Genomic DNA, 25,382 nt, shown 5'->3' on the forward strand with positions numbered 1-25,382 from the left:
ATCATCAAGGAGCCTTTTCCAACCTGATCTGGCAGGTCAGCCCGGGTCGGCAGGGGGTGCTGATCGATGAGGGCGAGGCTCCAGGTAGGACAGCAAATCGACCAAAACCCGATGCCCCGACCGGGAGCCTCGCCATGCTGTCCTACCCTGCCACCATCCCGTTGTCCAGCCGGACCCTCAACCACCTCGCCGACCGCATCCGCGGCCACCGCCAGCGGCGCAAATCCCGGTGGAGGCGACTGACCCCGGGCCGCCAAGCACTACTGGCCCTGGCCCACCTGCGCAACGGCGACACCTACACCTGCCTCGCCGCCGGCTTCGAGATCGGCGTCGCGACCGCCTGGCGCTATGTTCAAGAAGCGATCGCCTTGCTCAGCGCAGCCGCCGAGGACCTGGACACCGCCATGCGGCGCATCCGGCAACTGGCCTACGCGATCCTGGACGGCACGCTGATCCCGATCGACCGGGTCGCCGACCAGAAGTCGTACTACTCCGGAAAGCACAAACGTCACGGCGTGAACGTCCAGGTCATCGCGGACGCGGCCGGGCGTCTCGTCTGGGCCTCGGCCGCGCTGCCCGGCTCGACGCATGATCTGACCGCCGCCCGCACCCACAGGATCATCGACGCGCTGACCAGCGCCGACGTCATGACTTTCGCCGATAAGGGCTATCAAGGCGCCCACGGCAGCGTGCGTACCCCGTTCAAGCGGCGCCGCTTCCGGCCGGAACTGTCACGCCGGCAGAAGGCGATCAACCGGGCGCAAGCGAAGATCCGCGCCCGCGGTGAACGCGCGATCGCCACGCTCAAGACCTGGAAGATCCTGGCCAAGGTGCGCTGCTGCCCGCGCCGAGCCACCGCGATCGTGCAGGCCATCCTCGTCCTGCACCACGTCGAAGTCGACCGCTACGCAGGATGAAAGGGCTCAGTGTGGGAGCACGATGATGCCAACCCGGCCCTGCGTGTTGGTCGTGCACCCCACGGCAGGGTCGGCCAGCGGTATGTGCATCAGGGAGGGCTGTACTCGCTCGCGGCGGAGCACAGCATAGAGATGTCCCGATGCCAGACGCTTCCGGTCAAGACGATCGGATAGCTGGCCTTCCTGACCTTCCCACCAACTGTCTCGACTGTTAACTGCATCGACAGCGGCTGAGGCCCGAACGCGGACAACGAACAGCCGAAGAGCGCCTCCACATCGACGGACACTGTACCTCCCGAGCGAACTAGCCAGGACTCGCCGCTGCTGCGGACCACGACATCTTGTCTCTGCGCTTGGGCTGACAACACGGTGATCGGCGCAGGGCCAGTGTTGATCACCGCAAGCTTCCCGTTCATCTGGGCGAGACCCTCCGATTCCATGTGCGCACCGTCATTCGTCGCGGGCATGACTACGAGCTGCACGATCGAGTCCCGCTGCTGCCGTTCGCGAGCGTCTCGTAGCCCGTTGACGCCGACACCACCCAGCACGACCCCAACTGCGAGGACAGCGACGAGACGGGAAACAGTCTGGGGTTGGGCAGGAGAGCCACCTCGGGTGGCGGTGCCGCCAGGCTGCGCATCATCGCACTCGTCGAGATCGATCGTGCTTTGCTCAGGCATGGCGAAAGCCTAGAGATTGATGCCGCAGATCTGGGTCAGGTCCGTGCTGTCGAATAGTCCTGTCGCTGAAGTCCCTGCCGTCACGGCTGCCATCGACGCCTTCGCCGAATCGCCCTTGTGTGAAGACTGTCAGCATCAGTAGGGCTGTAAGTGCGTGTTTGAGATGGGTTGATCAGGTCCGGTTGAAGGTGCGGCGGGGTTGCCGGCGGGCGGGTTGGCCGCGGGTGATGCGGCGGGTCATGCCGGCGATGGCGGCCCAGCGGATGAGGGCTTCGGAGACAGTCGGGTGGCGTTCGTAGTCGCGGGCCAGTCGACGGCAGGCGGTGAGCCATGCCAGGGTGCGTTCGGCGACCCAGCGGCGGGGGTGGACGGCGAAGCCGCGTTGGTCGGCGGGTTTGCGGACGATCTCCAGCGTCGTGCGTAGGGTGTCGCGGGTCCAGTCGACCAGCCGTCCGGTGAAGCCCTGGTCGGCGTAGACGTGCCGGATCGGGGTGAGCATGCAGGCGTGGAGCAGGGCGGTCTTGGCGCCGTCGCGGTCCTGCCAGCTCGCGGCGAGCACGGTGACGGTGACCAGCAGGCCGAGGGTGTCGGTGATGATGAATCGCTTACGGCCGTTGATCTTCTTGCCCGCGTCGTAGCCTCGGGTGTCCCGGCCGACGGTGTCGGCTCCCTTCACGCTCTGGGAGTCGATGATCCCCGCCGACGGCTGCGACTGACGGCCCTGCTGCACCCGCGCCTTGATCCGCAGCGTGGCCAGGAGCTTGTCCGTGACGCCGGCTTCTTCCCACCGGGTGAAGTACCAGTACACCGTCTGCCACGGCGGAAGATCCGCCGGCAGGTACCGCCACGGGCACCCCGAACGCACCACGTACAGGATCGCGTTGACGATCTCCCGCCGCGGGTGCTTCTCCCTGCGGCCGTCCGTGTTCGGCTCCGGCAACAGTGGCTCGATCAGCGCCCACTGGGCGTCCGTCAGGTCGGAGGGGTAGCCACGGCGCGCAGACACCGCGCCACCCTGCCCGCCCCGGCAACAGATGTCACGCCGCCACACCGTCCACAACAGACCTTCTCAAACACGCTCTAAGGGTTCTGCCAGACGGTCGGAACTGACAGCCGGGCCCTGGCACTGCTGCCGCCGGTAGCCTGAGTGCGTGTTTGAGATGGGTTGATCAGGTCCGGTTGAAGGTGCGGCGGGGTTGCCGGCGGGCGGGTTGGCCGCGGGTGATGCGGCGGGTCATGCCGGCGATGGCGGCCCAGCGGATGAGGGCTTCGGAGACAGTCGGGTGGCGTTCGTAGTCGCGGGCCAGTCGACGGCAGGCGGTGAGCCATGCCAGGGTGCGTTCGGCGACCCAGCGGCGGGGGTGGACGGCGAAGCCGCGTTGGTCGGCGGGTTTGCGGACGATCTCCAGCGTCGTGCGTAGGGTGTCGCGGGTCCAGTCGACCAGCCGTCCGGTGAAGCCCTGGTCGGCGTAGACGTGCCGGATCGGGGTGAGCATGCAGGCGTGGAGCAGGGCGGTCTTGGCGCCGTCGCGGTCCTGCCAGCTCGCGGCGAGCACGGTGACGGTGACCAGCAGGCCGAGGGTGTCGGTGATGATGAATCGCTTACGGCCGTTGATCTTCTTGCCCGCGTCGTAGCCTCGGGTGTCCCGGCCGACGGTGTCGGCTCCCTTCACGCTCTGGGAGTCGATGATCCCCGCCGACGGCTGCGACTGACGGCCCTGCTGCACCCGCGCCTTGATCCGCAGCGTGGCCAGGAGCTTGTCCGTGACGCCGGCTTCTTCCCACCGGGTGAAGTACCAGTACACCGTCTGCCACGGCGGAAGATCCGCCGGCAGGTACCGCCACGGGCACCCCGAACGCACCACGTACAGGATCGCGTTGACGATCTCCCGCCGCGGGTGCTTCTCCCTGCGGCCGTCCGTGTTCGGCTCCGGCAACAGTGGCTCGATCAGCGCCCACTGGGCGTCCGTCAGGTCGGAGGGGTAGCCACGGCGCGCAGACACCGCGCCACCCTGCCCGCCCCGGCAACAGATGTCACGCCGCCACACCGTCCACAACAGACCTTCTCAAACACGCTCTGAGGGCTCTTCCTTTGAACCGCCCCGGGTTCTGTGGAGTCTCTACAAGATCCGGGGCGGTTCACTTCTCTCTTGCCTGGCTGATCTGACCCGTCCCGCGACGGCATCGCGCCCACCCTCCTGTCGGCGCCGTTGACACGCCTCAGAGCCAGCACTCATCACCTGTCCCGCAGCCGCCGTATCGGCGGGCGCGGGCGTCAACCCCGATCCGCGTAGGCGGTCACCCACTCGGGTGACCGCCGTTTTGTCATGTCCAAGGAGGACACGATGCTCCGTCTCTACCAACACCCGGACGGCGACCTGATCGCCGTCGATCGCACCGCAACCCCATCCGATCCCCACACCGGTAACGCCGCGGCCGTCCGTGAGGACCGCCGATCCGGTCTAGTCGGCAACACGACCCCCGCCGGCATGGTGCCGTCGCGCGGACCGGGCACCGGCGGCCACCTAGCTCCCATCAGCCGGCGGGGGTGCTGACCTGCAAGATCAGGTTGGAAAAGGCTCAAGGTCCACGTCGCGCATGGGTTCACCACCAGCGGCTCCTGACTTTGATCTCGCGTACGGGTATCTCGGAGGGGTGTAGGGGGCGTTCGACCACGGGGCGGATCGTGTGGGGTGTGATGCGGTCGCGTTCGTGTTCCTCGGCGAAGCGGGCGGCCTGTTCGTGTTCGCCGAGGTTGTCCAGGGCCTTGAGGAGGTCGGTTACCAGGATGTCGAGGCGGTGGGTTTCGGCTTCGGCGGCGAGGAACCGTTCGTGGTGGGTGACTGCTCGGTGGCCGCACCACTGGCGTACTAGTTCGTGACGGGGCCGGTCGTGGCGGCGGTACCAGTCGTACTCCCATTCCGGTGTCGTCGACCGGCTGTCGCGGCCGACGCGGTAGTCATCGCCGAACTTGCATTTGTGCCGGGACTGGGCTTCCTGCTCGATGACGAGGTCGAGGACCTGGGTCGGATGGGCGCGGCACGCGGCCTCGACCAGTTGGAGGGTGCCGGCCGGTGACAGGATGGTCCGGCCGTCGTGGTCGAACCATTCAGCCGAGGCGAGGATGTCGTCGACCGGGCCGCCGATGATCTCGCTCAGCCGGGCCCTGTCGTGGATGTCGGTGGCGCATGACACCCGGGACCAGAGCAGTTCGGCTACGTCATCGCTGATCAAGAGGCCGAAGATCTCCTCGACGCAGGCTTCCTCTGTGCGGTCGAGGCTCAGGTCGTCGATGAGTTGCCAGTTCGCCATCAGCGCGTCGAAGGTCCCGACCTCGTTCCACGGCACCCGCAGCCGCGACCCGGGGACCTTCTCCACCCGTTTGTCGGGGTCGTCGAGGAATCTGGTCTCGAGGCGGGCGCTGGTCTTCTTCGGCTCGACGGCCAGGATGCGGACGCGTTCGGACGGTGCGTGGTCCGACTGCCGGTACGCCCATTCGTCGCCGACGGTGAAGTGGGAGGGGTCGATTCTCATCCAGCCGTCCTTCGGGTAAGCGTCGCTTGTTGCGTGGTACCGGGTCGTGCTGGCGGTTCGCGCCGCGATGGCGGCAGGTCCCGGCGCAGGCTCGTGCGCATCCGGCCGGGGTGTGGTGGAGGTTGAGGTGTGGACGCACTTCAGGCGCCGCGGTCGAGCAGCCCGTGGTGCCAGGATTCGGCCTGTCGGCGGATGCCGGCGTGGGCCTGCCGGTCGTGATCAGGGCGGTGCTCCTTGCGTGGCCCGTGGGGGCTCCAGTCACCGAGGAACGGGCGTAGGTCGTCGGGTCCGGGTTCGGGGTTGTAGTCGATGTCAGCCAGCACGCGGGGACTGCGGACGGGATCGATCCGGTCGGCGGCGGCCCTGCCCCACGCGACCCAGCTGGCGAGGTACCCGCCGGCGCCGCTCCGCCCCTCGGCCGCCTGTTCAAGGGCGGTGCAGAACGCGCGGATGTCAGCTGCGGTGGTCCACGCCTGGTAGGCGTTACCGAAGGTGTCCGCGCGGATCTTTTCGGCGGCCCGGGCGCGGGCGTCGGCCATCGCGGCGTGCCACTGCGCGAGGGTGGCCTCCTCCTGCCGTCTGCGCTCGGCCGCTGCTTCCTCCTGCCGCCGCCGGTGTTCGGCCGCGGTTTTCTCCCGCGCGGCTTCGGCTGCCCGCCGTTGCTGTTCGTCGGTGGTGACGCCAGCCTCGAACCCTTGGATGATCTGCGCGACGCGACGTTCCAGACGTACGCGTGCGGTGTCGGTCCAGGTGTCCCGGTTGTCGTGTCCGGCCCGGGCGATCTCCAAGCGGAGCCTGCCGGAGGCGACGACGTCGAACTCCGCGGGTTTCATCCACGGCCGCAGGCGCAGCACCTTCAGCTCCTCGGCGCTGGGTTCGTGCGGGACCTGGTCGCGTTCCTCGGTCAGGGTGACCGTGCGTCGAACCTGCCCGGCCTGGAGGAACATCCGCGGGTGTTTCGCCTTGGTGTTGACCCCGAGCCGGTGCCCACGCCGGGCCGCCTCGCCGGCGAGGTGCCGGATCAGCAGCAACGCCCGGGGCAGTAGGTTCGAGCTGACGGCGAGGCTGGTCGGATCGGCTTCGAGGGCGCTGAACGCCAGATGCGGGTCGGTGGTGACACGTCGGGTGTTGAGCCGGATCCGGTTCCAGTCGGTCTCGTCCGGGCCGGCGTCGGTGTAGAGGCGGATGACGATGTCCCCGGCGTCGCGGCCAGTGTGGCGGAGGTGGTGACCCGATGGCACAAGTCCCTGCTGCTTGAACGCGTGAATGATCCGGCGGTACCGGGCCCGCGTTTCACTGTCGGGACTCTCGATACGGACCATGCCGCCCTCGTGCTGTAGGCGGTCGAGCAGTTCGCGAGCCGATCGCAGCAGGTCCGCCGACGAAGCGCCGCCGGCGATGCCGCTAGGTGCCGGTGTCTCGGGCCGCGGGTGGGAAGCACGGTGGTCTGGATGATCGGGATGGTGGCCATGTTCGAGATAGAAGCGACCGGCGTCGGTAGAGGACGCCCTCCACACCCCTGCCTTGCGTGTCACCGTCACCAGGTTCCGGTCCTGGAGCGCACGCGCCGACCGGCGGTACTCGACGCCGTCCGGGCCGCTGAGGTCATCGCCGCCGTGGATCCGGCGAAGCAGGTCGAGCTGCCGCTCATTGAGCGAATTCCATCGCTGCACCACCCGACAGTAAGGGGCACGGCGTCCTAGATGAGGGCTGGACACGGCCGTATACGGCAGCCCGAACCGAAGAACGAACCGAACTGTCGGCTCCGCCTGAAACCGACCCGTGGTTTCGGAACCCGCCCGAACAGAGGGGTCAAGGTTGAACCGGCGTTGACACCGAACAGGACCCGGCCGTCTGCGAACTGCGAGCCTGTAGCCGGGTGGCCCCTCGACTCTTTTGGCCGGGAGAAGCGGGCGGGCTCGTCGTGCGCGATCAGGCTGTGCGGTGTGATGAGCGGTGCAACGCTGGTTGCGAGTGCGGCGCCGACTTCTGCGGTGGAGGTGGTCAAGCCTTCGTGAAAGTGCGCCACGGCGCGTCCTGCCCCCGCTACGAGGTCGGCGAGTTGGATCGACGGATGATCCGATGAGTCACCCCGTGCCACCCCTCGCGGCCTGACGCCAGTCCAGAGGAATCGAAAGTCTGGGTGACCCGCCGTCATGGCTTTCCACAAGATGTCGATGCGGTCGTCGGTCAAAACCTTGTGGGCGTCCATGAGCAGGCTTGCCGGCCCGATATGCCGTGACCACTCGTTGAGCACGGCGGGCATCGCCGGGATCAACGGTTCCATCGCCAGAAGGAAGTCCGGTTCAAGCATCGTCTTCTGCAGCTCATCAGCCTGCGCGCGGCACCGCAGCAGCATGCTCAGGATGTCCGTTACCGCCCGGCGTCGCGATCGGTGCTCGGCGGCATCGAGTACCCGGAACAACTCGGCTACCTCGACCAACGCCTGTCCACGGTTGCGGATGCCGGCGAAGCGGACGAACACTCTGACCACTTCGTCGAACATGGGCGCCCCAAGCGCCCGCGGGCCCTCTTCGATCAGCTTCTGTGCGTACCGCCGAGCCTGATCGTCCGTGTGCAGGTCGATACCGTTCTTGTGCGCATGCTCTTCAAGGAGCAGGTCAATGATCTTCGCCGCGACAAAGAACCGCTTGTCGATCATGAAGATGCTCGCCCTGCCGGCAAGCATGCCGCCGGGCCGCAGCGCTCTGGCGAGCACCTCAAGCCGCCGCTGGTTACCGCCCCCGGCGAAGTGGCTGAACTTCAGCTCACCGGCCTGCTGGATACCGGCGTCGCGGCGCAGCAGGGCCAGCACCGTGGCGGCGTCGCCGTCGTCGATGGCGACCGAACCGATGGTCATGTACGGCTCGGTGGCCTGAAAAAGGGCCTCGCCATCCCAGCCGGACTCGTCTGCGGCGATCCACCGGCCGTCCGACCCGCCGTCCGTCGTTGGAGCGTTGCGGGAGTACTTGACGTAGTCAGCACCAGAGAGGCCACCTCGCGTGGCTGAGGTACCGGGGACCGTATGGACGGGAGGGCTGCCATCGGGGCCGGTCGGATCTGCCGTGCCGGGCGAAACTGCCACGCAGCCCATTCTGATGCCTTGGCCCAACGTTGAACATCCCGAAGGCGGAGCAACCCGGCCGGAGAGCGGCAGTCAGGCGCTCCGTGGGGTCACGCTACTCAGACTGTCGTCTTGGCCGGCTGCCCAGGGCGGAGCGGACGTTTGTAGGTGCTCAGAATCGACTTCAAGCCGACTCGGGTCGGAGCATCGCGGCGAGCCGTTGCTGATTGGAAGCGACCTGCGCTAGGGCGGCTTCGCGGGGAAGGCCCCAGACACCAGCAAGGTGTTCGGCGACGGCTGGTAGGTCTGCTGGGTGTGCCGGTCTCCCGGCGCAGCGGGCGTATGGTCCGTCGGTTTCGAGTACGACATGGCGCGGAGGGATTGTCCGGAGCAGACCACCGGCCCGGGATGACCGGATCATGGCAGGATTCACCGAGAACCAGAGTCCGCCGGTGACGGCTTGCTCGGCGACGGCGATGGATCCGGTGTACCAGTGCAGGACGGCGACCACATTCGTTTGGAGCAGCCGGGTGACCGTGTCGCGTTCAGCGCCACGGCTGTGCACGGTGATCGGTTTACCGAGGACCGCGTCGATCGCGAGCAGCGCCTCGAACGCTTCCATCTGCAGCGCCTTTGTAGCGGCGCCTGCCTTGGAAAAGTCGAGCCCTACTTCGCCGACCCAGTCGGCATTCGGCAGCAGGCGGCTCAGCCGGTCCAGGTCACGGCGGTAGTGGGTGGTGACACGGAGGGGATGCAGGCCGACACCAAGGTGGATGCCATCTCGCCGGCCGAGCCGGGTGCGGAGGAGCCGGAAGCGTCCGGGATCCTCGGTAACCGCGACGACGTGGACACCGGCCGCTTTGGCTTCGTTGAGCACAGCGATCGGGTCCGGGTAGACGTCGATGTGGCAGTGGGTGTCGAGAAGCATTGGGATCACGAGGCGCCCAGCAGGGCAGCGAGACCGCCCTTGGCGCCTTGTTCGAGCCAGGTCCGCAGTTCGACCAGACCCTGACGCCAGACCCGGAGGAATGCGGCCCCTTCGCCGCGTGGAAGCGGCCCGTTGCGCAGGATGTCGCGGTCCGGGCGGTCGGTGAAGGCGCCGCTAATGATGGCGCGGAGGTCTGCCCCGCGCCGGGTACGGGGATCAAGGAGCGCGCCCTCGGCAAGCACATTCCAAGCGTAGGTGTCAGTGTCCCAGCCGACGTGAGCCAGTGACGCCCGGCGGATGAGGCACGGAAAGCAGTAGCCGCAGTTGCCTTGGGGCCGCTTGGCGTACCGAGCGGTTTCGGGGTGGGCGCAGGAAACGCTGAGCGGGGCAAGCCGTCGCAGGAGGCCGGGGTTGCGAGACTGGGCGAGCATCTCGCCTTTCGTGGCCAGCCGGTAAGGGTTGATCACCAGGTTTGGCACGCCGACCGCACTGCTGGCTTCGGCGAGCAGGTGCATGAAGTGCGGGTGGGTGGTGCGGGTGCTGAGGCTGCCGGCGCGTGCTCTGGTAAGCGGGACGTTGATGCCGATGAACCCGTTTTCTGGCACGTACACCGGCACGTCGGGCCCGGTCGCGGTGGCCATCGCCAGCGCGGTGGACAGGAACAGCAGGGACCGCGACCGGGTGGTGTTCTCCCGCCCGGTGGGCAGCGGGCGGGCTTGGAACTGGTTCGACGGTGCCGGGCGCAGGTAAAGGCGACGCGACGTGATCCGCTCTCGGCCGTAGTGAGCGACGAGCTCACCCAGCAGGGCGATCTGGGCGGTCGACGCTTGGCCGCCCTCATGGTGTGACAGCAAGCAGAGTCGTCGCTGCGGGTATTCTTCGAGAAGGTCGATGACGCCGCAGAGAGAGTCCAGGCCGCCGGAGAACAGGCAGATGCCGTCGGCTTCGAGTCCCACCGGTCGGTCGTCTCTGGGAACGCCTGGCACTCGGGCGAGTGGATGGCGGCGTTCGTAGTAGGGCTCGATGTGCCAGGCGTCGCCGGTCAAAAAGCCCAACGCTGTGTGCCACTTGGCGCTGACCCAAGCATCAGCGTCGGCGACAGGCATCCGCAGTTGCAGGGTGCGGGTCCAGGCATCTGCGGTGGGGCGTCGGCGGGCGGTTCGGTCAACGCAGTAGGCGCCGGCGCCCAGCAGCATGAGGTCGGCGCCGGCGCGGGTGGGTCGCCAGCTGGCGAAGAAATCCGGCCCTCGCTCCCCGGTCTGCATTGTGGCCGCGCGGTTGCCGGGCGCCCAGTCCAGAATCCGGACGTCCGGTGAAGGCGGCAGGGGACGGGCAAGGTCGGTACGTAGCAGGTAGGAGGTCACTCGTCGCTCCCATCCAGGGCTTCCAGCGTCTCGTAGACCGCGCCGATGGTGTCGTCGGCGATTTGCCGGCCCTGCGATCCGGCCCAGTCGATAGTGAACGGGTCCTCAGGCAGGCGCAACGCCACCAGATCGGTGATGAGTTGGCGCATGTCCGCGTCGGCCTGCCGGGCCGCCTGCTGGTCGGCCAGGCGCCCGAGCCGTTCGGCGATCACCGGCATCCGGTTGTAGATGTAGCGGGCCAGGAACATCTCCAGCAGGGCCTGCATGTCGTCGCGGGTGACGGTCGCCGCGGCAAGATCCTGCCAAGTGTCGGCGTCGGCGAAGACCTCGTCCAGCACGTCGCACGCCGCGTCACGCGCGGCTTGCGAATCTAGGTCGTCGCCGTCGCCGGCGAGGAGCGTGACGAGGCCGTCGAGAACGTCGAACCGGTCCCGGCCGACGAGCTCGGCCAGACCGAGTGCCTCCAGCGTCGGCGCCAGTCCTGGGCCGCCCATCCCGGCGAGCAGACCGCCAAGGCGTTGCATCCCGGCGCGACCGGCGCTGGCCGACCCGGCAGCCGCACCGGCACCGCCGAGCACCGGAACATGTCGGGCCAGGACCCGTAGCGCGCGGTCCCGCTGCCGGACATCGCCCGAGCCGAGCCCGCGCACGTAGGAGGCGGTGGCGTACTTCAGGGCGTCCAGGCGCCACCACTGCCGGGTGTCCGGTCGGCGGAGGTTCCCATCAGCGACCGCTCTGCGCCGCCAGCCGACGAGCGGTCGCGACCGCCCGCTCCAGCCCGGGAACACCGCTGCCCTGCCAACGATCGAGCAACGCCACCACGGCCGGGTGACCCAGCGGAAGGTTCCGCGCCACCGACGCAACCCGCTGCGCCGGCACGGCACTCACCGGTACCTGCATCAGCGCCTCGCACACGATCTGGACAACGTCGGGAATGCGCGCCACCAGCTCGGCAGCGGCGGTAAGTGCCAACCCGGCGGGATTGCGGACGACGGCGTCGAGCAGCGCCGACATCAGCTGCTCGCGTTCCTCGACCTCCAGCGTCGTGACCGTGTTCACCGCGGCCCGCCGGGTCGCAACGACGTCGGACTGCAGGTTTGCCAGCAGCTCCTGCAGGCGAGGCGCCAGCCGCGCCGCCACCACACCCAAGGACAGTTTGTCCCGTGCGTAGGTGAAGTACGGTCGCAGGTCGTGGCCGGCCAACGCCGGCTCCAGCTGCAGCCATGCCCGCATGTGCTCCCGCCCGACCCACTCGGCGACCTCGGACGACAACCGCGGTCCTGGATCAGGATCCCCACCACGGCGAGCCCGCACCCGTGAGCGCGGGACGGCCGGCGGGTTAGAGCCTTCGGCGTCCGAATCGATTCGGTCCAGCCCGTCTGCTGGCGTGTCCGGTTGATCGCCATTGGCTGGGTATGCCGAGCCACGAACGTGAGCCTCGGCCAGGCGCAGTTGCTCGACCGTGCCCGTGGCTGCCATCTGCCAGTCGAACAGCTTCTTGAAGTCGCCGAAGTGCTGTTCCTCCAGTACCAGCAGCTTGGCGATCACGGCCGGGTTCAGGTTGATCGACCGCCGCTGCGCGCTGCGGAGGCGCAGCATCACGTTGTTGAGGAACCGCTTGAGCTGCCGTGGATTGCCCCGCAGCCCGCCGGTGAGCGCAGGCGCGATATGTCCCGCCCACATCAGGTCGTCGACCAGCGGCTTCGGCAACTCCTCGACGCCGAGGCATGCCTCGGCAACGCCCAGGTTGAATCCGACGCCGAGCGGGTTCTGCACCCGTCGTTGCCGCACCGTCTCACGAACGGTGGTGAACTGCTCGTCGGCCAGCCACAGCTCGGCCAGCAGCAGGTTCATGTAGGTCTCGGCCTCGGCCGCCGACAGAGCGGGGATCGTGACCTTCAACTGCAGCATCTTCTCCAGGTAGTCGGCACCGATGCCGCTTCCGTCGGCCCGGCGCAGCTCCGGATACCGCGAGTCGATCGCCGACTCCACCACCAGTTGGTGCGCGGCCACCACGAACGCCGTCTTCGGGCTGTTGAGGAAGAGCCGCACCGCCTCGAACGTATCGACCACTGACTCGGGTAGGCATCGGTCCAGGTCGTCGATGAGCACGACGACGGCGCGCACGTGTCTCAGGTTGCCAACCAGCGTGGCGAACTGCTCCTTGAACGCGCGGACCTCGCCGGTCGGATCGGCCCCTACGCTGCGCTCGGCGTCGTTCGGCGGATCCTGCAGTGCCTGCTCGCCCGCGCCGGCCGCCGCGCCGAGAATGGATGTCCCGGCCTGCACCAGTTCTGGCGACGCCAGCGACGGGTCAACGAATCCGGCCATCCCGGACAGCGCCGCGGGTGCCGTGGTCAGCGCCATCCGCCCAAACGTGCGGCCCCGCCCCCGGAAGGCCCGAAGCCTCCGCCGCAGCCACGACACACGCTCCTGCTCCTCGGTGTCAGTGACCTCGCGTTCCAGGCGGTCGAGGACGGCGGCCATCAACGCCACCTTGACGTCGTCGTAGTCCTCGTATTGCCACGGACTGAACTCGACGCAGACGTAGTGACCGGGCTCGTCGCCGTCGCGCAGCGCTTCGAGCTCGGCATGCACGATCTTCAGCACGCTGCTCTTGCCGGACCCCCAGTCACCCAGCAGCCCGATCGTCAGCGGCAGCAGCCGCGGCTCGGTCAACGCAACGAACAACGAGTCGACCACGAAGTCGAACCCGAGCAGGTCCTCGTCGGTCTCGTTGTCCGCCCACATCACAACTTCCGCCAGCACACCAGCGTGCGTAGCCGCGCCACACGAGCGGGCAGCACTCATCTATACACGGCGGGCCGGTGGACAACCAAGAGGGCACCGAACTCACCGGTACCAGAGCTGTCGGCGCCTTGTTCGGTTGCGAGGTCGGCAACCGGGGCAGCAGCCCCGACAACACCGCACTCGACGCCGACCTCCCCGCCCCGCTGACCATTGGAGGCCGCGGACTGCCCCTGATCGGCGCGCTCGCCGACACGGCCGCCTTCGTCACCGCAGCTCCGGGCCGGGTACTGCTCCGCATCACCAAACACCTCACCGACCCCCGAGCAGCACCGATCCGCTGACCCGACATGCCTCGCCGGTACTCAGTCGCCCCGCGGCGAGGCACACAGGGCCACCCCGCAGCCGGCCGACGGGCACGGCCGTGCCTCCTTACGCTGCTGAGGGGCACCCGGGTGGCCGGCGAGCGGAGTAGCGGGCGCCGCAGAGGCACCACCCCCCGGAACGCGCGGCCAAACGCGCCACGTTGCCGAAACCGATATACACCCGCGCCTGGCCCAGCCGACACGAACTGGAAATGGAGGTCCTCTCCTACAGCGAAGGCTTCTACAACCCCCGCCGACGACACAGCCGTCTGGGTAACGTCAGCCCCGACACCTACCAGAAGATCCACCAAGAGTCCCTGACACACATCGAGGTGTTCGGCCGATAGGTGTCACTGCACAGCACCTCTGCAGGTCTAAGCGGTTCTGGTCAGACCTCAAGGTAGCGCGGCAGGGAGGTTGCAGGGCGGCCGCTGTCATCGAGTCCGAAGCGCTTGATCCGGTAAGCCGCTGCGGGATCGTGGGCACGCTCTCGTAGCTTCGCTAGCCTCTCGACTGCCCCAGGGACGCCGAGTTCGATCGCTTGCCGAGTCAGCTTTTCGGCGCCCGCCGTGTCTCCATCGTGAGCGCGTATGTCTGCCAGTCTGGTCAGCGCCCAATCTTGGTCGTACTCAGCCGCCTGTCCGCATAGGCGCTCGGCACCCTCCCGGTCACCTGACCTGAGCCGTAGCCGGATTAGCTTCCCGTAGGTTCGAAGATCCCCGTACTTGGCGGCCTGTCGGGCGAGCTGCTCGGCGAGCGCGTGATCGTTTAGCTGGTAATGGCGTCGCGCCCGGTTGGCGAAGGCCCCGTAGTGGCCCTTTTCGACGGCCTGTTGGTAAAGGAGCTCCGCGCTCGCGAAGTCGCCTAGCCTCTCGCGCAGATCCGCGAGGCTGACCAACACTCCCGTGTGGCCAGAGTCCACGGCCTGCCTGTAGAGATGCTCCACCGCAGAAAGATCGCCGGCTTTCTTGCGCAGTCGGGCTAGTCTGATAAGTGCGCAGCTATTGCCATTGCCAATGGCTTTTCGGCAAAACTTCTCAGCACCTGCGAGGTCACCCGCCTTTTCTAGCAGCTGCGCCATGCGAACGAGGCCATGAGTTCTTTTCAGCAGTTTGGCTGCATATGCTGCGAACTCTTCTGCTTCGACGCGGCGACCCACTCTACAAAGGAGATCGGTCAGGTCTTCAACCGCTTCCCCTCGCCCACCCTCGGCCGCCTGCCGGTACAACGCTTCAGCGGCACCAAGTTCGCCTCCCCGGTGACGCAGTCGAGCCAAAACGTACAGGATGTCGGGATCCGCTCTGTCAAGGAACTCGATACAGATCGCCTCCGCGCTGGCAGCATCCTCGGCACGCTCCCACAAACGGACGAGTTGAGTAACCGCCCTCATGCTTCCCTTGCTCACTGCCCGCAGATAGAGGGCTATAGCTCGCTGGTAACGGCCCCGGTTGTCCGCGTGGCGGGCGATCGTGAACAGCAGGCTGGCGTCTTCCACGACATCTGCAACGGACTCCCAGAAACTGGCTGGCGGGAACCTGAGCGCCCGCTCCCTGCTGCCGATCTGTTCGACATGGTCGGCCAACCGGTAGGAGGGACGGCCGTTGCCCCCGGCTGGGTGAGGCCGTGGTCGTATACGCGTGAGTAGGCTGACTGCTCCCCGGCACTCCTCGCTGGCGTATCGGAGGGCCTCGCCGAGCCAGTCATCCGGGGCCCGGTTCCACTCATGGTCATCCAAGTATCCATGCGCCGCCTTCTCGAGGAGGTCTCGTGGGATGTCCGATGGATGGCCGAGGCGACGAGCGTCGATGGCGACGTCGACTACCGCCCGGGCCTGCGGTTCGGCAAGGCGGTACTTGTTCTCCAGCTCTGGTGCGGCGGCTAGATATTGAGTGACGCGGCCACCATCGGAACGTTCGGCGGCATGGCGCAACCGGGCGTCTTCGGCCCTCGTCAGCAGTGTGGCCAGTTGCTCCACGGTGAAGCCCTCAGCGACCTCGATACAGGTTTCAGCCAGGAGCTCGCGGGCTTGTGAATACAAGTCGGGTCGGTCGCGGCTGGGCTGACGGACCAGTTCGTTCCAGTGTTCCCGCCAAGCCGTGGCGAGGACCAGGACTGGTCCGCGATCGGGGCTGTTGAGTAGACGCCGCAGTCCTGCGGCGATACGTTCGCCCGCCTCAGGATCTGTCGGAGCGAGGTACCGCCGCACCTCGTTGAGCCACACCACCGTGTAGGGGCCGACCCGGTCTAGCTTCTCCAGAGCCGCATCTACGTGGGTGGGGCTGTAGGGATGCCATAAACGCCACCGGCCAGGCTGCTGCTCGTTCAGATAGAGCACCGCCTCCCAACAAGCGCGGGTCTTTCCGGTGGACGATCCGGCCACTAAAGTTGCCATGCGACTCTCACCCTGGATAACGTCGTCGACGATATCCCGCAGACGCGAGTCATGCTCTCGCTCAACGTAAGGCGGCAGTTCTGACTTGTGGGGATTGTTGAGCTCAATACAACGGTGGACGCCCAGACTCAAGGGGCCGTATGCCTCGATCCGGGAGCCTGGAGGAGAAGCGGTGGTTCGGATTCCCTCGCTGGAAAGCGCCCGGCGCCAGGCGGCCATGTCGCCTCCGGAGCGGCGGGCTGCATAGGCGCGAGCGGCCACCGTAAGCAGCGCCATGGCTCTAGCTGCGACATCCGGCTGTTCGACTAGGGAACGTAGCCAGCTAGCCCCCAGATGGGCATCCCGACCAAGTACCGGCTCACCGATTAGGACGTTCTCCGCGTCGGCGGCATCCACATGCCAGATCACCGCGTGGTCCAGGAGTCGCTCCGCGGCGTCGGTTGGGAGGTCGGATGCTACTAGATAAAACTGCCTTCTCACGACGTCCAGCGCGTTTTGCTGCTCACCGGTTGGAGCTCCGCTATAGGGATCTCGTCGTCGATTGAGTGCCGCCCTCAAAACCTCGAGTGGACCCGTCAGATGCCTCACGGCCAGTACCAGGCCATCGCCGGGCTCGACTCGTCCATCGCGGATCATGCCGGCCCACTGTTCGATGACCGGCTTGAGGCCCTTTCCGTCGGCTCCCACGCTTAGCTCGTGCTTCGCCTGTACCCAGGCGCGACGACCGAGGGCACACTCGCAGTAGATGTCGTCCGTGGGCTCGTCAACTTCGAGCCTGACCAAGACTGGAGCGCCGCCGCCCTGCGGGAGGAGCCCTTGGACTTCCTCTTCGAGTAGGCCGTGCACCACGATGAATGCGGCTGCCGCTGCCCGGTGGGCGCTGCCAACCTCGCCAGCCGATCCGCCGATTGCGCCCCGTGCCGCAGTAGTCACAGGCTCAAGGCTGCCGGAACGTTAGGAGAGCCGCAAACCCGCTTCCCCGTACCTCGCCTCCCACAAGAGGCGGGACCCGCGAAGCCGCAGGCATCCGACGGAGACCGCTCTGACGACGCGCACGAAGCCGAGCAGCCACGCCAGCCATGCGCCGGCCAGCACCGCGCCGATGGGGAGACCAGTCCGAAGCCGCCGAGCGTGCTGCGGGTCAGGGGCGCAATGTGCCGAACGTGCTGAGGGCGTGTAGGCCGCCGGTGGCGGCGAACCTGCAATACCACCGGCGGTGACGCTGGCGACAGCGTAGATCGAGGGCGACCACCAGTAGAAGGATGATCGAGCCGACACGTTGGGCCGCCAGGTGGATGGGTGTTCTGGGGTCGTAGATTAGGCGCGTGGTCACTGGCTCCCAAGCAGGTGTTGGCACCCGGCCCGCAGAGGTAAAGGCGCCCGTGCGCTGCTCGCACCTCCGTGTGGATCCCCGCGGTTACCCGATCATCGCGGTCATTCCGCAGGAGCCGGGCGAGGAGGACTACGGGGCCCTGTCCGAGCAGCGCAAACTTGTTCTTGCCACCTACGACCTGTGCGCGGTGTGCGCCATGCCGTTTCGCGACGAGCTGCGCTGGCAAGTCACGTTCGACGACCAGTTGCAGCACATGGGCGAGACCCCCACGTTCAACGAGGCGCCGGTGCACGAGGTGTGCGCGCTCTATGCCGCCCAGGTGTGCCCGTTCGTCTCGTCGCCCCACGCTCGGCTGGGCGACGCACAGCGCAAGGGCCAGCGACGCGCCGAAACGCTCGTGCTGGCAGGCTTCGACAGCACCGCCGCCGTGTACGGCCACGACAGCGAACTCCAGGTTGGCAAGAGCATCCTGATGTTCGAGATGGCCGGGCTGCGTCGCACGCACCGCCTCACCGGCGCCGACGACGCCCGCCACGTGTACGAGGCCACCCTCCGCGACGAGGTCCCTATCCAGCTCGACGACCCCGAGCAACGCATCGTGGACCTTCTCTGCGCGCCAACGCCGGAGGAGGGCGAGGACTCAGGCGCGGTCATGGCCGGCGCCACATGGTTCATCGGCGCGGCGTTCTGCCCACAGATCCGCCGAGTGCAGGCGATGAAGAAGTTCGCCGAGGCCGAAGACGACCTCTACTTCCAACTCGCGGCGAAGTTCCTCTTCGAGCCCGACATGATGGCCAAGTGGGAAGACGCGAGCGACGCCTCCACCGCAGCAGCTGTGTCGTGGTTCCGTACCCGGGAAAGCCTGCCCGCCGTCCTGCAGCAGTGGCGAGTCGCTGGCGCTCGCCGAGTCCGCGACAGCAGGGGCCGGCGCCCCCGCATCTCGGACGCGGCCATTGTTCCCCAGCGCGACGAGGCTGCCATCCGTCGACGCCAGGAAGCCGAGTCGGCCCTACGGAAGGGTCGTCGCAAGAAGCGATGAGCATGTACACGCAGCAGCCGCAACGCTCCGGCTGATCTTCAGCAAGCGATCGCAGCAGGGCCGCATAGCGACCGGCACGCAATGGCGGGAAGCAAGAAAGCGCAGGTCATCAACCTGGGGACACAGGCGGAGCGTCGGGTTAGAAGCGACCGAAGCATGGCCTGAGCAGGACCTACGCCGGTTCTGCTGATCTTCAGCAACCGAGCACAGCAAAGCGCGCGTGCGACCCACTAACACGAAAACAAAATAGGAACCGGCAGGTAGCCAGCCTCCGGGTATAGATAGAGCGTCGTCTTAGGAAACCGATGCTCTATCCCCTGAGCTACGAGGGCGCGAGGGCACAGTCTAGCGACCTGGGGTTCACCTGGGGTGGCAGGGAGTGGTCCACGTTCGCCCACAACCCCGAGGCCCTGTTCAGCCAGCCCAGGACCACGCCCGGAGCACACGAACCCCGGGTTGCGGCCGACTGTCGGCCGAGGCGACCGCATTGGCACCGGTTCACCCGGGTTGGCATCCGCCGGAGAGCACGCACCGTTCTGGACCAGTGCCGCGTCTTCCTCGGAACTGACGGTGATTACCCCCGGCGGTATCGGCTACCTGACCCAATCGCTGGCGCTGCCGCCACATGCCTCGGTCCAGGACGCGATCGACCTCGACAGCTTTGACAAGGACATGCCGGTGGCGGCCGTTCGACCGCGACGGTCAGGTGCCGAGCGCAAGGGCTCTCGACCCGTTGCGGCGCCGCCTCGTCGGATTACGTTCACCGAGACGGCGCCGCAAACGCCCCACACCGCCCGGGTCACGCTCGCTTCGTGAAGGCGGAACGCGCCCACAGGTAGCCGACGAGGGCGATCGCCACGCACCAGGCGACGGCGACGGCCGCGTCGGTGGTGTCGGGCGCGCTGTCGAGCAGGCCGCGCACGGTCTCGATGATCGGCGTGAACGGCTGGTACTCGGCGAACTGACGAAGACCCGGTCCCATCTTCTCCGCCGGTACGATCGCGCTGCTGAAGAACGGCAGCATGACCAGCGGCACGGCGGCCATGCCCGCTGTCTCCGGCGACTTCGCCGACAGTCCCAGCGCGACCGTGAACCAGCCCGCCGCGAACGCGAGCAGAACGACGACGCCACCCACGGCGAGCCAGTCGGTCAGGCTCGCCTTCGGGCTGAACCCCAGCAGGAAGGCCACGCCGACGAGCGCCGCGATGGCGATCATGTTGGTCAGCACGCTGGTGATGACGTGGCCGGTCAGCACCGCGCCGCGGGAGACGTCCATGGCCTTGAACCGGTTGATGATGCCCTTGGTCATGTCGGAGTTCACCGCCGTCGCGGTGGCTCCCAGCCCGTAGCAGACGGCCAGCAGGATCAGGCCGGGCGTCGCGTAGTCGATGTAGTCCACGCCGACGCTGAAGGCGTCGCCGAACATGTACACGAACATCAGCATGATGATGATCGGCATCAGGACGGCGTTGAACACCGAGGTCGGGTTCCGGGTGAGGTGCTTGAGGTTGCGACGCAGCATGACCAGCGAATGGGACTGGGCGCTCATTTCGGGTCGACCTCCGTGGCGTGGCCGGTCAGGGCGAGGAAAACGTCGTCGAGGTCCGGGGTACGCACGGAGCACTCCTCGGCGCTGAGGGAGTGCTCGTCGAGCCGGTCCAGCAGGGCCCGCAGTGACTTCGTGCCGCCGTCGGCGGGCACCCGCAGGGCCAGCGCGTCGTCGTCTCGGGTGGCCTCGGTGAAGATCCCCGCGGCGGCGTCGAGTTCGGCGGCGGTGGAGAACCGCAGCCGTACGTGTGTTCCGGGGATGAGGCGTTTGAGCTCTTCCGGCGTGCCCTGGGCGACCAGGCGGCCCTGGTCGAGCACCGCGAGGCGGTCGGCGAGTTGGTCGGCCTCCTCCAGGTACTGCGTGGTGAGAAAGATGGTCGCGCCGTCGTCGACCAGGTCACGCACGATCGACCACATGGTGCGGCGGCTGCGCGGGTCCAGGCCCGTCGTCGGCTCGTCGAGGAAGATGATCCGCGGATTGCCGACCAGCGTCATCGCCAGGTCGAGCTTGCGGCGCATGCCCCCGGAGTAGGTGGAGGTCGGCTTGTCCGCCGAGGCGGTCAGCTCGAACCGGTCCAGCAGGTCCGCGACGATCCGCTCGCCGTCGCCGACGACCCCGCGGTTGAGGTCCACCATCAGCTGGAGGTTCTCGCGTCCGGTCAGCAGCTCGTCGACGGCCGCGAACTGGCCGGTGACGCCGATGGCCGCGCGGACCGCCTTGGCGTCGGTGGCAAGGTCATGGCCGGCGACCCGGACCGCGCCGCCGTCGGCCTGCACCAGCGTGGTCAGCACGTTCACCGTCGTCGTCTTGCCCGCGCCGTTGGGGCCGAGCAGACAGAACACCGTGCCGGCGTGGACGTCGAAGTCGACGCCGTCGAGGACGGTCTTGTCCTTGTACGCCTTGCGCAGGCCGGAGACCGAGATCGCCGGGGTCGTCACGTGGTCACCTCCGGGGTGGCCTCGGCGGCGTCGAGCGCCGCGATGATCTTGTTGGTCATGTCGACGACGGTGGGACCGGGTGCGCCCTGCCGGGTACGGACGGCCGCGTCGAGGGCGACGACGACGGTGCGGCGGAAGTTGTCGGCCTCGGCCGGAGCCTGCTCGGCGAGCAGGCGCATCGACTCGGTCAGGGCGGGCAGAACGCGGTCGGCGATCTCGGCCACCGACCTGCCGCCCAGGTCAATACCCGTGGACTTCTCCGCGAGCACGTGCCCGACCAGGCCGGTTGCCGAGGCCACGGCGATGGACCCTCCGGTGGCGATCTTGTGGGGTGAGCCGCCGGCGGCTCCGGCGGCCGACAGCAGCGCGACCGCACCGTACGCGGCCGTGCGAAGCGTGAGTTTGTCCTGGGTGGAAAGGTTGACGGACACGGTGGTGAGCTCCTTGACGTTGACGTGGGCAGGTGGCGACCGCCGGGTGGCGGCCCGGCGATCACAGGGCGGGTCTCGGCTCCTGCCCGTGGCGGCGCACGTCCGGGTTCGCGCAGGATCTTTCATGACAAACCTCTCTTCAGTGGGACGCGTCGACCCAGGTGCTGCTGGACCGGAGTCAGGGCCGCCGGTTACGGCAGGGTGAGTTCGTAGCGGAGACGCCGCCCGAGAGGGCGGAAGCCCAGGTGTCGATGCAGGGCGAGCAGGTCGGAGTCCTCGTCGGCGGCGCGAGTCTCGACCTCCTCGACGTGTGGGTGGATCTCGCGCAGTCGCGTGAGCAGAGCGGCGTTGACCCACAGCCCCAGCCGCCGTCCACGATGACCGACGAGCACGGCAGGGCCGTACTGGCGGGCGCGACGCCGTGACGGTGCACCCGTCACCGCCATGACATAGGCGACCACGCCGCCGTCCGCCTCGGCGGTGCTCACCACCGCATTACCCGGTCGGTTCGGATACCGGAGTAGTTGCTCGACGCTGTTCGCGCCAGTCGGGTCCCCGGTCCAGTGACGCAGTCGGTATCCAGGGTGCTCGACGTCGACCAACTCACCCAGCCAGGCATCATGAATATCGCGGTAGGCGAGCAGGTCATGGTTCCTGGATCCGGCGCGCCGAAATCCGTGCCGCTCGCAGAACGACTGCGCGGCGGAATCCGGGGCGATCTCCACGATCAGCCGCCGTCCCACGGCGTGTGCACGGACGGCGGCCAGCAGCCGCGATCCGATCCCTCGTCGATGCCACTGTGGCCGCACATACAGGTTCAGATCAAGGGTGCCCGGCTGCAGGGCGGTCGGCGGTGACAGTTCGTACTCGAACGGCATGACCGGACGCAGATCGGCGACCCCGGCCACCGAGCCGGGCGACATCACAGCGTGCCAGCGTGGAGTCCCGAAATGATCCGGCACCGCCACGATGTCGATCACGCTTTCGCTCATGCGTCCACCATCGTCCGGCCGCCCCGGTCGAACAACGCAGAAGATCGCATCGCCGCATTAGCCAGCGGTGATCGATCGACGACGGACTCCGCGACGGCCGGTGGTCCGAACCACGCTCGTGCCGCCCGTTCCCGTCACGGCCGTAGACTGCCCAATCCCGGGCCGCAATGATCGAAGGTAGGGCCGTCTGGTGGAACTGCGCGACATCGAGATCTTCCTGACGCTGACCGAAGAGCTTCACTTCGGTCGCACGGCCGAGCGTTTGCACGTGTCCCAGTCGCGGGTCAGTCAGTCGATCAAACAGCAGGAACGCCGGATCGGCGGAAGCCTGTTCGAGCGTACGAGCCGCGCCGTTCGACTCACCCCGCTCGGCGAACGGTTACGCGACCGCCTCCGCGCCGGCTACAGCGAGATCATCTCCGGCATCGAGGAGGCCGCCGCCACCGCACGCGGCCAGGCCGGCACGCTGACCGTCGGCACCATGGGCACCCACTACCAGTCGGTCGAGGCCGTCCTCGACCTGTTCCGGCAGCGGCACCCGCAGTGCGAGCTGCGCCTGCGCGAAATCCTGCCGACCGACCCGCTCGGGCCGCTGCGGGCCGGTTCGGTCGACATCGGGATTCTCTGGCTGCCCATCCGCGAGCCCGACCTCACGGTCGGGCCGGTCCTGCACCGCGAGGAGCTGGTGCTGGCGGTGGCCGCCGGTCATCCGCTGGCCGGCCGGGGCAGCGTCGAGTTGGAGGATCTCGGCGATCATCCGGTGGTCTACCCCGAGGGACCCATTCCCGACTACGTGTGGGAGGCGCACACCCCGTCCACCACCCCGGCCGGGCGGCCCATCCGGCGCGGACTGGGCATCGTCACCCTCGAGGAGGCCTTCCGAGCGATCGCCGGCGGCAGCGTCGTGTCCCCGATCGGATCGGACGTGACAGCCACCCGGCAACGAGGCGACATCACCTTCCTGCCCATCACCGACGGACCGGTGCTGCACTACGCGCCGGTGTGGCGCAAAGGTGGAGAGAATGCCCTGGTACGCGCCTTCGCTCAAATCGCAGCAACCGACGTAGCCCGGCCTGGCACCGCCCTTCCCACCGGCAGACCGTGACTGCGGCTCAACAAGCTTCCGACTGCCGCGCAACAGATCGGCCGGTGCGGGAGAACCCGCATGCCCGGGCATACGAAGCGGACTACCAGCCCTACGGTGACCGGAAGCCCTACGTGGTAGCCGGTGGACCCCTCCAGCGCTGGACAATCTAGCGACCTGGGGTGGCAGGGAGTGGCCCGCGTTCACCCACAACCCCGAGGCCCCGACGTCAGGTGCGCAGCACGTTGGCGTAGATCAGCCAGGCCAGCGCGGACTTGGCCAGGAGGCTTAGCAGGATGTACGACACCTCACCGTAGCGGTAGTCACGCCATCGGCCGCGCTGGCGGTACTGCAGCGCCATGTTGAGGGCGAAGCTGGCGAAGAGCAGGAACTGGACGACGATGATCGCCCACACGAAACCGGGGATCTCCGGCGGTTGCGCTACGTACACGGCGATCGCCAGCCAGGGTGCCAGGCCGACCAGCGAGCCGAACCAGAAGGCGCTCCAGTCGGCGCGTCCCGGTGTCTGCTGCCGCTCCATCAGCAGCCCGAAGAGGATCATCGCGGTGTTCGCGGCGAAGATCCCGATGACCGCCGCGAGGTCGCGGATCCCGACGAGCAGGCCGATCAGGACGATCATGATGGAGGCGCTCACCGAGTACTCGATCCAGCGGGCGTAGTTGGCCCGCCGGTCGAGGTTGCGTTCGTACCAGCGGTGCACGCCCGGGGCGGCGGTGACCAGGTGGTCGAGCGCGGCGAGGAGCAGGAAGACCGCTACCGCAGGCCCGATGGCGATCCGGAAGGCCACCTCCGGGAGGGTGGCGTCTCGGAGCGTCACCGGGTCCGCCGTGAGGTACGACGCGGTGACCGGTAGAGACAGGTCGTTGCTGGCCGCCCACATCCAGGCGCCTTCGGCGGCCAGGAGCAGGCCGACGAGCACGTTGAACCCGCGTAGCCGCCGGTAGCGGTCGCCGCCGGCGGCGGCTTGGTGTCCCATGGGCGCCACCATAGATACCTGGTACGGCCGTCAGCCGGAGCTTCTGCACATTTCCGTCACCCGCGTTCGGTACGTGCGCCGGACCGGTGCAGCCGTCAGCCGGACGTGGCGGAGGTGAGGCCACCGCGCGGCTGGGCCACGTCCTCCTCGATCGCGGCCTGACAGCCCTCGGCTGCGCTGACCTTGCGGGCGATCACACCGATCAGCACTCCGTAGATCACCTTCGAGGTGATGTCGGCGAGTGTGTAGGTGATCTGCCGGGCCACCACCCCGTCCGCGGAGTCCCACAGCGCCGGCATGAGGTACGCCCCGGGATAGAGCATCCAGGAGACGAGGATCAGCCACCACACGGATCTTGCCGGCCCACGGGCGGCGTGGGGCAGCCGGCGCAGGTTGCCGAAGATCAGGCGGGCCACCAGGGCGAGCAGGAACAGGAAGAAGGCGGTGCTGACCAGGCCCCAGAACCAGAACGGCCAGGACCTGTCCACCTCGTAGAACTGACCCGCGTAGCCGGTGTAGATCATGGCCAGGCCGCCGGCGACGAACATCGCCCAGGTGCGGTGGAAGCGCCGTCCGGTGACACCCAGCACCACCAGCAACTGGATCAGCAGCACGGGTACGTCGATGGACCAGTTCATGTACCGGTACCCGTTGGAGAACAGGACGTCGGTCCCCACGAACGCGCTTCCGTCCCAGGAGAACGCCGACGACCAGCGCTGCGAGAGCACCCAGAGTTCGAAGAACGCAGAGATCATGACCACTGCGGAAAGCACCGAGGCGAGCCGGTACCGCGGCGCGACACCGGACATGGTCAGCAGGAAGTAGACGAGCCCGGCCGCCATGACGGCGTAACCGAGAGTCAGTACGTGCGAAACCAACGTGTACTGGATGACGTTGTAGCCGAACTCGTTCTCGAAATTCATGCCGCTGGCCCCCCTTCCGACCCGGGACTGTCTCCGATCGCGGAGGTGGTGCCGCGTCGCCGGCGATCAGGGTGATTACCCCTTGTCACCCTAAAAGGCTCGAT

At 67.6% G+C, this 25,382-nt stretch carries 22 protein-coding genes; 5 read left to right on the forward strand and 17 right to left on the reverse strand.

Annotation, left to right across the window (positions count from 1 at the left end):
* Nucleotides 1-134: 134 nt before the first annotated feature.
* Complete coding sequence (locus CLT74_RS19060; RefSeq protein ID WP_099845012.1) at nt 135-917, forward strand: transposase family protein; 783 nt, start codon at nt 135-137, stop codon at nt 915-917.
* A gap of 89 nt (nt 918-1,006) precedes the next feature.
* On the opposite strand, the gene CLT74_RS19065 is transcribed toward CLT74_RS19060, so the two are convergent.
* The 10 genes from CLT74_RS19065 to CLT74_RS19115 form a co-directional block, all read right to left on the reverse strand.
* Nucleotides 1,007-1,597 carry a hypothetical protein gene (locus tag CLT74_RS19065; protein WP_143697013.1) on the reverse strand — a complete coding sequence of 197 codons (591 nt, stop codon included), beginning with the start codon at nt 1,595-1,597 and terminating at the stop codon, nt 1,007-1,009.
* 172 nt (nt 1,598-1,769) lie between these two features.
* Nucleotides 1,770-2,603, reverse strand: coding sequence for an IS5 family transposase (locus CLT74_RS19070; RefSeq protein WP_099845014.1), 834 nt, complete (start codon nt 2,601-2,603; stop codon nt 1,770-1,772).
* A gap of 163 nt (nt 2,604-2,766) precedes the next feature.
* On the reverse strand, nt 2,767-3,600 hold the full coding sequence (locus CLT74_RS19075; RefSeq protein ID WP_099845014.1) for an IS5 family transposase: 834 nt from the start codon (nt 3,598-3,600) through the stop codon (nt 2,767-2,769).
* 601 nt (nt 3,601-4,201) lie between these two features.
* Complete coding sequence (locus CLT74_RS19085; protein WP_099847741.1) at nt 4,202-5,131, reverse strand: hypothetical protein; 930 nt, start codon at nt 5,129-5,131, stop codon at nt 4,202-4,204.
* A gap of 140 nt (nt 5,132-5,271) precedes the next feature.
* Nucleotides 5,272-6,804 carry a hypothetical protein gene (locus CLT74_RS19090; RefSeq protein WP_143697187.1) on the reverse strand — a complete coding sequence of 511 codons (1,533 nt, stop codon included), beginning with the start codon at nt 6,802-6,804 and terminating at the stop codon, nt 5,272-5,274.
* A gap of 26 nt (nt 6,805-6,830) precedes the next feature.
* Nucleotides 6,831-8,216, reverse strand: a complete 1,386-nt coding sequence (locus CLT74_RS19095; RefSeq protein WP_143697188.1) for a hypothetical protein — start codon at nt 8,214-8,216, stop codon at nt 6,831-6,833.
* Nucleotides 8,217-8,379: 163 nt separating this feature from the next.
* The gene (locus CLT74_RS19100) at nt 8,380-9,123 is read right to left on the reverse strand and encodes a TatD family hydrolase (RefSeq protein WP_199172219.1); all 744 of its coding nucleotides are present in this window, start codon (nt 9,121-9,123) and stop codon (nt 8,380-8,382) included.
* Nucleotides 9,124-9,128: 5 nt separating this feature from the next.
* Nucleotides 9,129-10,487 (reverse strand): Qat anti-phage system QueC-like protein QatC, encoded by a 1,359-nt coding sequence (gene qatC / locus CLT74_RS19105; protein ID WP_099847744.1) that lies wholly within the window; start codon nt 10,485-10,487, stop codon nt 9,129-9,131.
* Nucleotides 10,484-11,275 carry a hypothetical protein gene (locus tag CLT74_RS19110; protein WP_199172220.1) on the reverse strand — a complete coding sequence of 264 codons (792 nt, stop codon included), beginning with the start codon at nt 11,273-11,275 and terminating at the stop codon, nt 10,484-10,486. Before CLT74_RS19110 ends, qatC begins: the two co-directional genes overlap by 4 nt.
* Nucleotides 11,211-13,238 (reverse strand): P-loop NTPase fold protein, encoded by a 2,028-nt coding sequence (locus tag CLT74_RS19115; RefSeq protein WP_099847745.1) that lies wholly within the window; start codon nt 13,236-13,238, stop codon nt 11,211-11,213. The genes CLT74_RS19110 and CLT74_RS19115 overlap by 65 nt, the downstream gene beginning before the upstream one ends.
* A gap of 77 nt (nt 13,239-13,315) precedes the next feature.
* On the opposite strand from CLT74_RS19115, the gene CLT74_RS19120 reads away from it, so the two are divergent.
* Nucleotides 13,316-13,579 carry a hypothetical protein gene (locus CLT74_RS19120; RefSeq protein WP_099847746.1) on the forward strand — a complete coding sequence of 88 codons (264 nt, stop codon included), beginning with the start codon at nt 13,316-13,318 and terminating at the stop codon, nt 13,577-13,579.
* A 409-nt stretch (nt 13,580-13,988) separates the two neighbouring features.
* Here the strand turns inward: CLT74_RS19120 and CLT74_RS30255 are convergent, their stop codons facing one another.
* A complete protein-coding gene (locus tag CLT74_RS30255; protein WP_143697189.1) occupies nt 13,989-16,925 on the reverse strand; it encodes a tetratricopeptide repeat protein in 2,937 nt (978 codons plus the stop codon).
* Between the two features lie 392 nt (nt 16,926-17,317).
* Between CLT74_RS30255 and CLT74_RS19135 the strand changes: the two genes are divergently transcribed.
* Nucleotides 17,318-18,364 (forward strand): hypothetical protein, encoded by a 1,047-nt coding sequence (locus CLT74_RS19135; RefSeq protein ID WP_143697190.1) that lies wholly within the window; start codon nt 17,318-17,320, stop codon nt 18,362-18,364.
* Nucleotides 18,365-18,934: 570 nt separating this feature from the next.
* Complete coding sequence (locus CLT74_RS19140) at nt 18,935-19,180, forward strand: hypothetical protein (protein ID WP_199172221.1); 246 nt, start codon at nt 18,935-18,937, stop codon at nt 19,178-19,180.
* Here the strand turns inward: CLT74_RS19140 and CLT74_RS19145 are convergent.
* The 4 genes from CLT74_RS19145 to CLT74_RS19160 all read right to left on the reverse strand — a co-directional run bounded on the left by CLT74_RS19145 (nt 19,164) and on the right by CLT74_RS19160 (nt 22,274).
* The gene (locus CLT74_RS19145) at nt 19,164-19,913 is read right to left on the reverse strand and encodes an ABC transporter permease (protein WP_099847750.1); all 750 of its coding nucleotides are present in this window, start codon (nt 19,911-19,913) and stop codon (nt 19,164-19,166) included. The genes CLT74_RS19140 and CLT74_RS19145 overlap by 17 nt on opposite strands.
* Nucleotides 19,910-20,851, reverse strand: a complete 942-nt coding sequence (locus CLT74_RS19150; RefSeq protein ID WP_099847751.1) for an ATP-binding cassette domain-containing protein — start codon at nt 20,849-20,851, stop codon at nt 19,910-19,912. The genes CLT74_RS19145 and CLT74_RS19150 overlap by 4 nt, the downstream gene beginning before the upstream one ends.
* Nucleotides 20,848-21,282, reverse strand: a complete 435-nt coding sequence (locus tag CLT74_RS19155) for a hypothetical protein (RefSeq protein WP_099847752.1) — start codon at nt 21,280-21,282, stop codon at nt 20,848-20,850. Before CLT74_RS19155 ends, CLT74_RS19150 begins: the two co-directional genes overlap by 4 nt.
* Before the next feature lie 191 nt (nt 21,283-21,473).
* The gene (locus CLT74_RS19160; protein WP_099847753.1) at nt 21,474-22,274 is read right to left on the reverse strand and encodes a GNAT family N-acetyltransferase; all 801 of its coding nucleotides are present in this window, start codon (nt 22,272-22,274) and stop codon (nt 21,474-21,476) included.
* A 190-nt stretch (nt 22,275-22,464) separates the two neighbouring features.
* On the opposite strand from CLT74_RS19160, the gene CLT74_RS19165 reads away from it, so the two are divergent.
* Nucleotides 22,465-23,379, forward strand: coding sequence for a LysR family transcriptional regulator (locus tag CLT74_RS19165; RefSeq protein ID WP_099847754.1), 915 nt, complete (start codon nt 22,465-22,467; stop codon nt 23,377-23,379).
* 208 nt (nt 23,380-23,587) lie between these two features.
* On the opposite strand, the gene heR is transcribed toward CLT74_RS19165, so the two are convergent.
* Both heR and CLT74_RS19175 read right to left on the reverse strand, forming a co-directional pair.
* Entirely contained in the window at nt 23,588-24,355 is a 768-nt protein-coding gene (gene heR / locus CLT74_RS19170; protein ID WP_199172222.1) for a heliorhodopsin HeR, read from the reverse strand.
* A gap of 95 nt (nt 24,356-24,450) precedes the next feature.
* Complete coding sequence (locus CLT74_RS19175) at nt 24,451-25,278, reverse strand: bacteriorhodopsin (RefSeq protein WP_099847756.1); 828 nt, start codon at nt 25,276-25,278, stop codon at nt 24,451-24,453.
* Nucleotides 25,279-25,382: the final 104 nt, after the last annotated feature.

Source organism: Verrucosispora sp. CNZ293 (assembly GCF_002754655.1).

Coding starts and splice junctions, on each gene's coding strand:
- CLT74_RS19060 (WP_099845012.1), top strand. CDS start 135: ATGCTGTCCTACCCTGCCACCATCCCGTTGTCCAGCCGGACCCTCAAC.
- CLT74_RS19065 (WP_143697013.1), bottom strand. CDS start 1,597: ATGCCTGAGCAAAGCACGATCGATCTCGACGAGTGCGATGATGCGCAG.
- CLT74_RS19085 (WP_099847741.1), bottom strand. CDS start 5,131: ATGAGAATCGACCCCTCCCACTTCACCGTCGGCGACGAATGGGCGTAC.
- CLT74_RS19100 (WP_199172219.1), bottom strand. CDS start 9,123: ATGCTTCTCGACACCCACTGCCACATCGACGTCTACCCGGACCCGATC.
- CLT74_RS19115 (WP_099847745.1), bottom strand. CDS start 13,238: ATGTGGGCGGACAACGAGACCGACGAGGACCTGCTCGGGTTCGACTTC.
- CLT74_RS19145 (WP_099847750.1), bottom strand. CDS start 19,913: ATGAGCGCCCAGTCCCATTCGCTGGTCATGCTGCGTCGCAACCTCAAG.
- CLT74_RS19160 (WP_099847753.1), bottom strand. CDS start 22,274: ATGAGCGAAAGCGTGATCGACATCGTGGCGGTGCCGGATCATTTCGGG.
- heR (WP_199172222.1), bottom strand. CDS start 24,355: ATGGGACACCAAGCCGCCGCCGGCGGCGACCGCTACCGGCGGCTACGC.
- CLT74_RS19175 (WP_099847756.1), bottom strand. CDS start 25,278: ATGAATTTCGAGAACGAGTTCGGCTACAACGTCATCCAGTACACGTTG.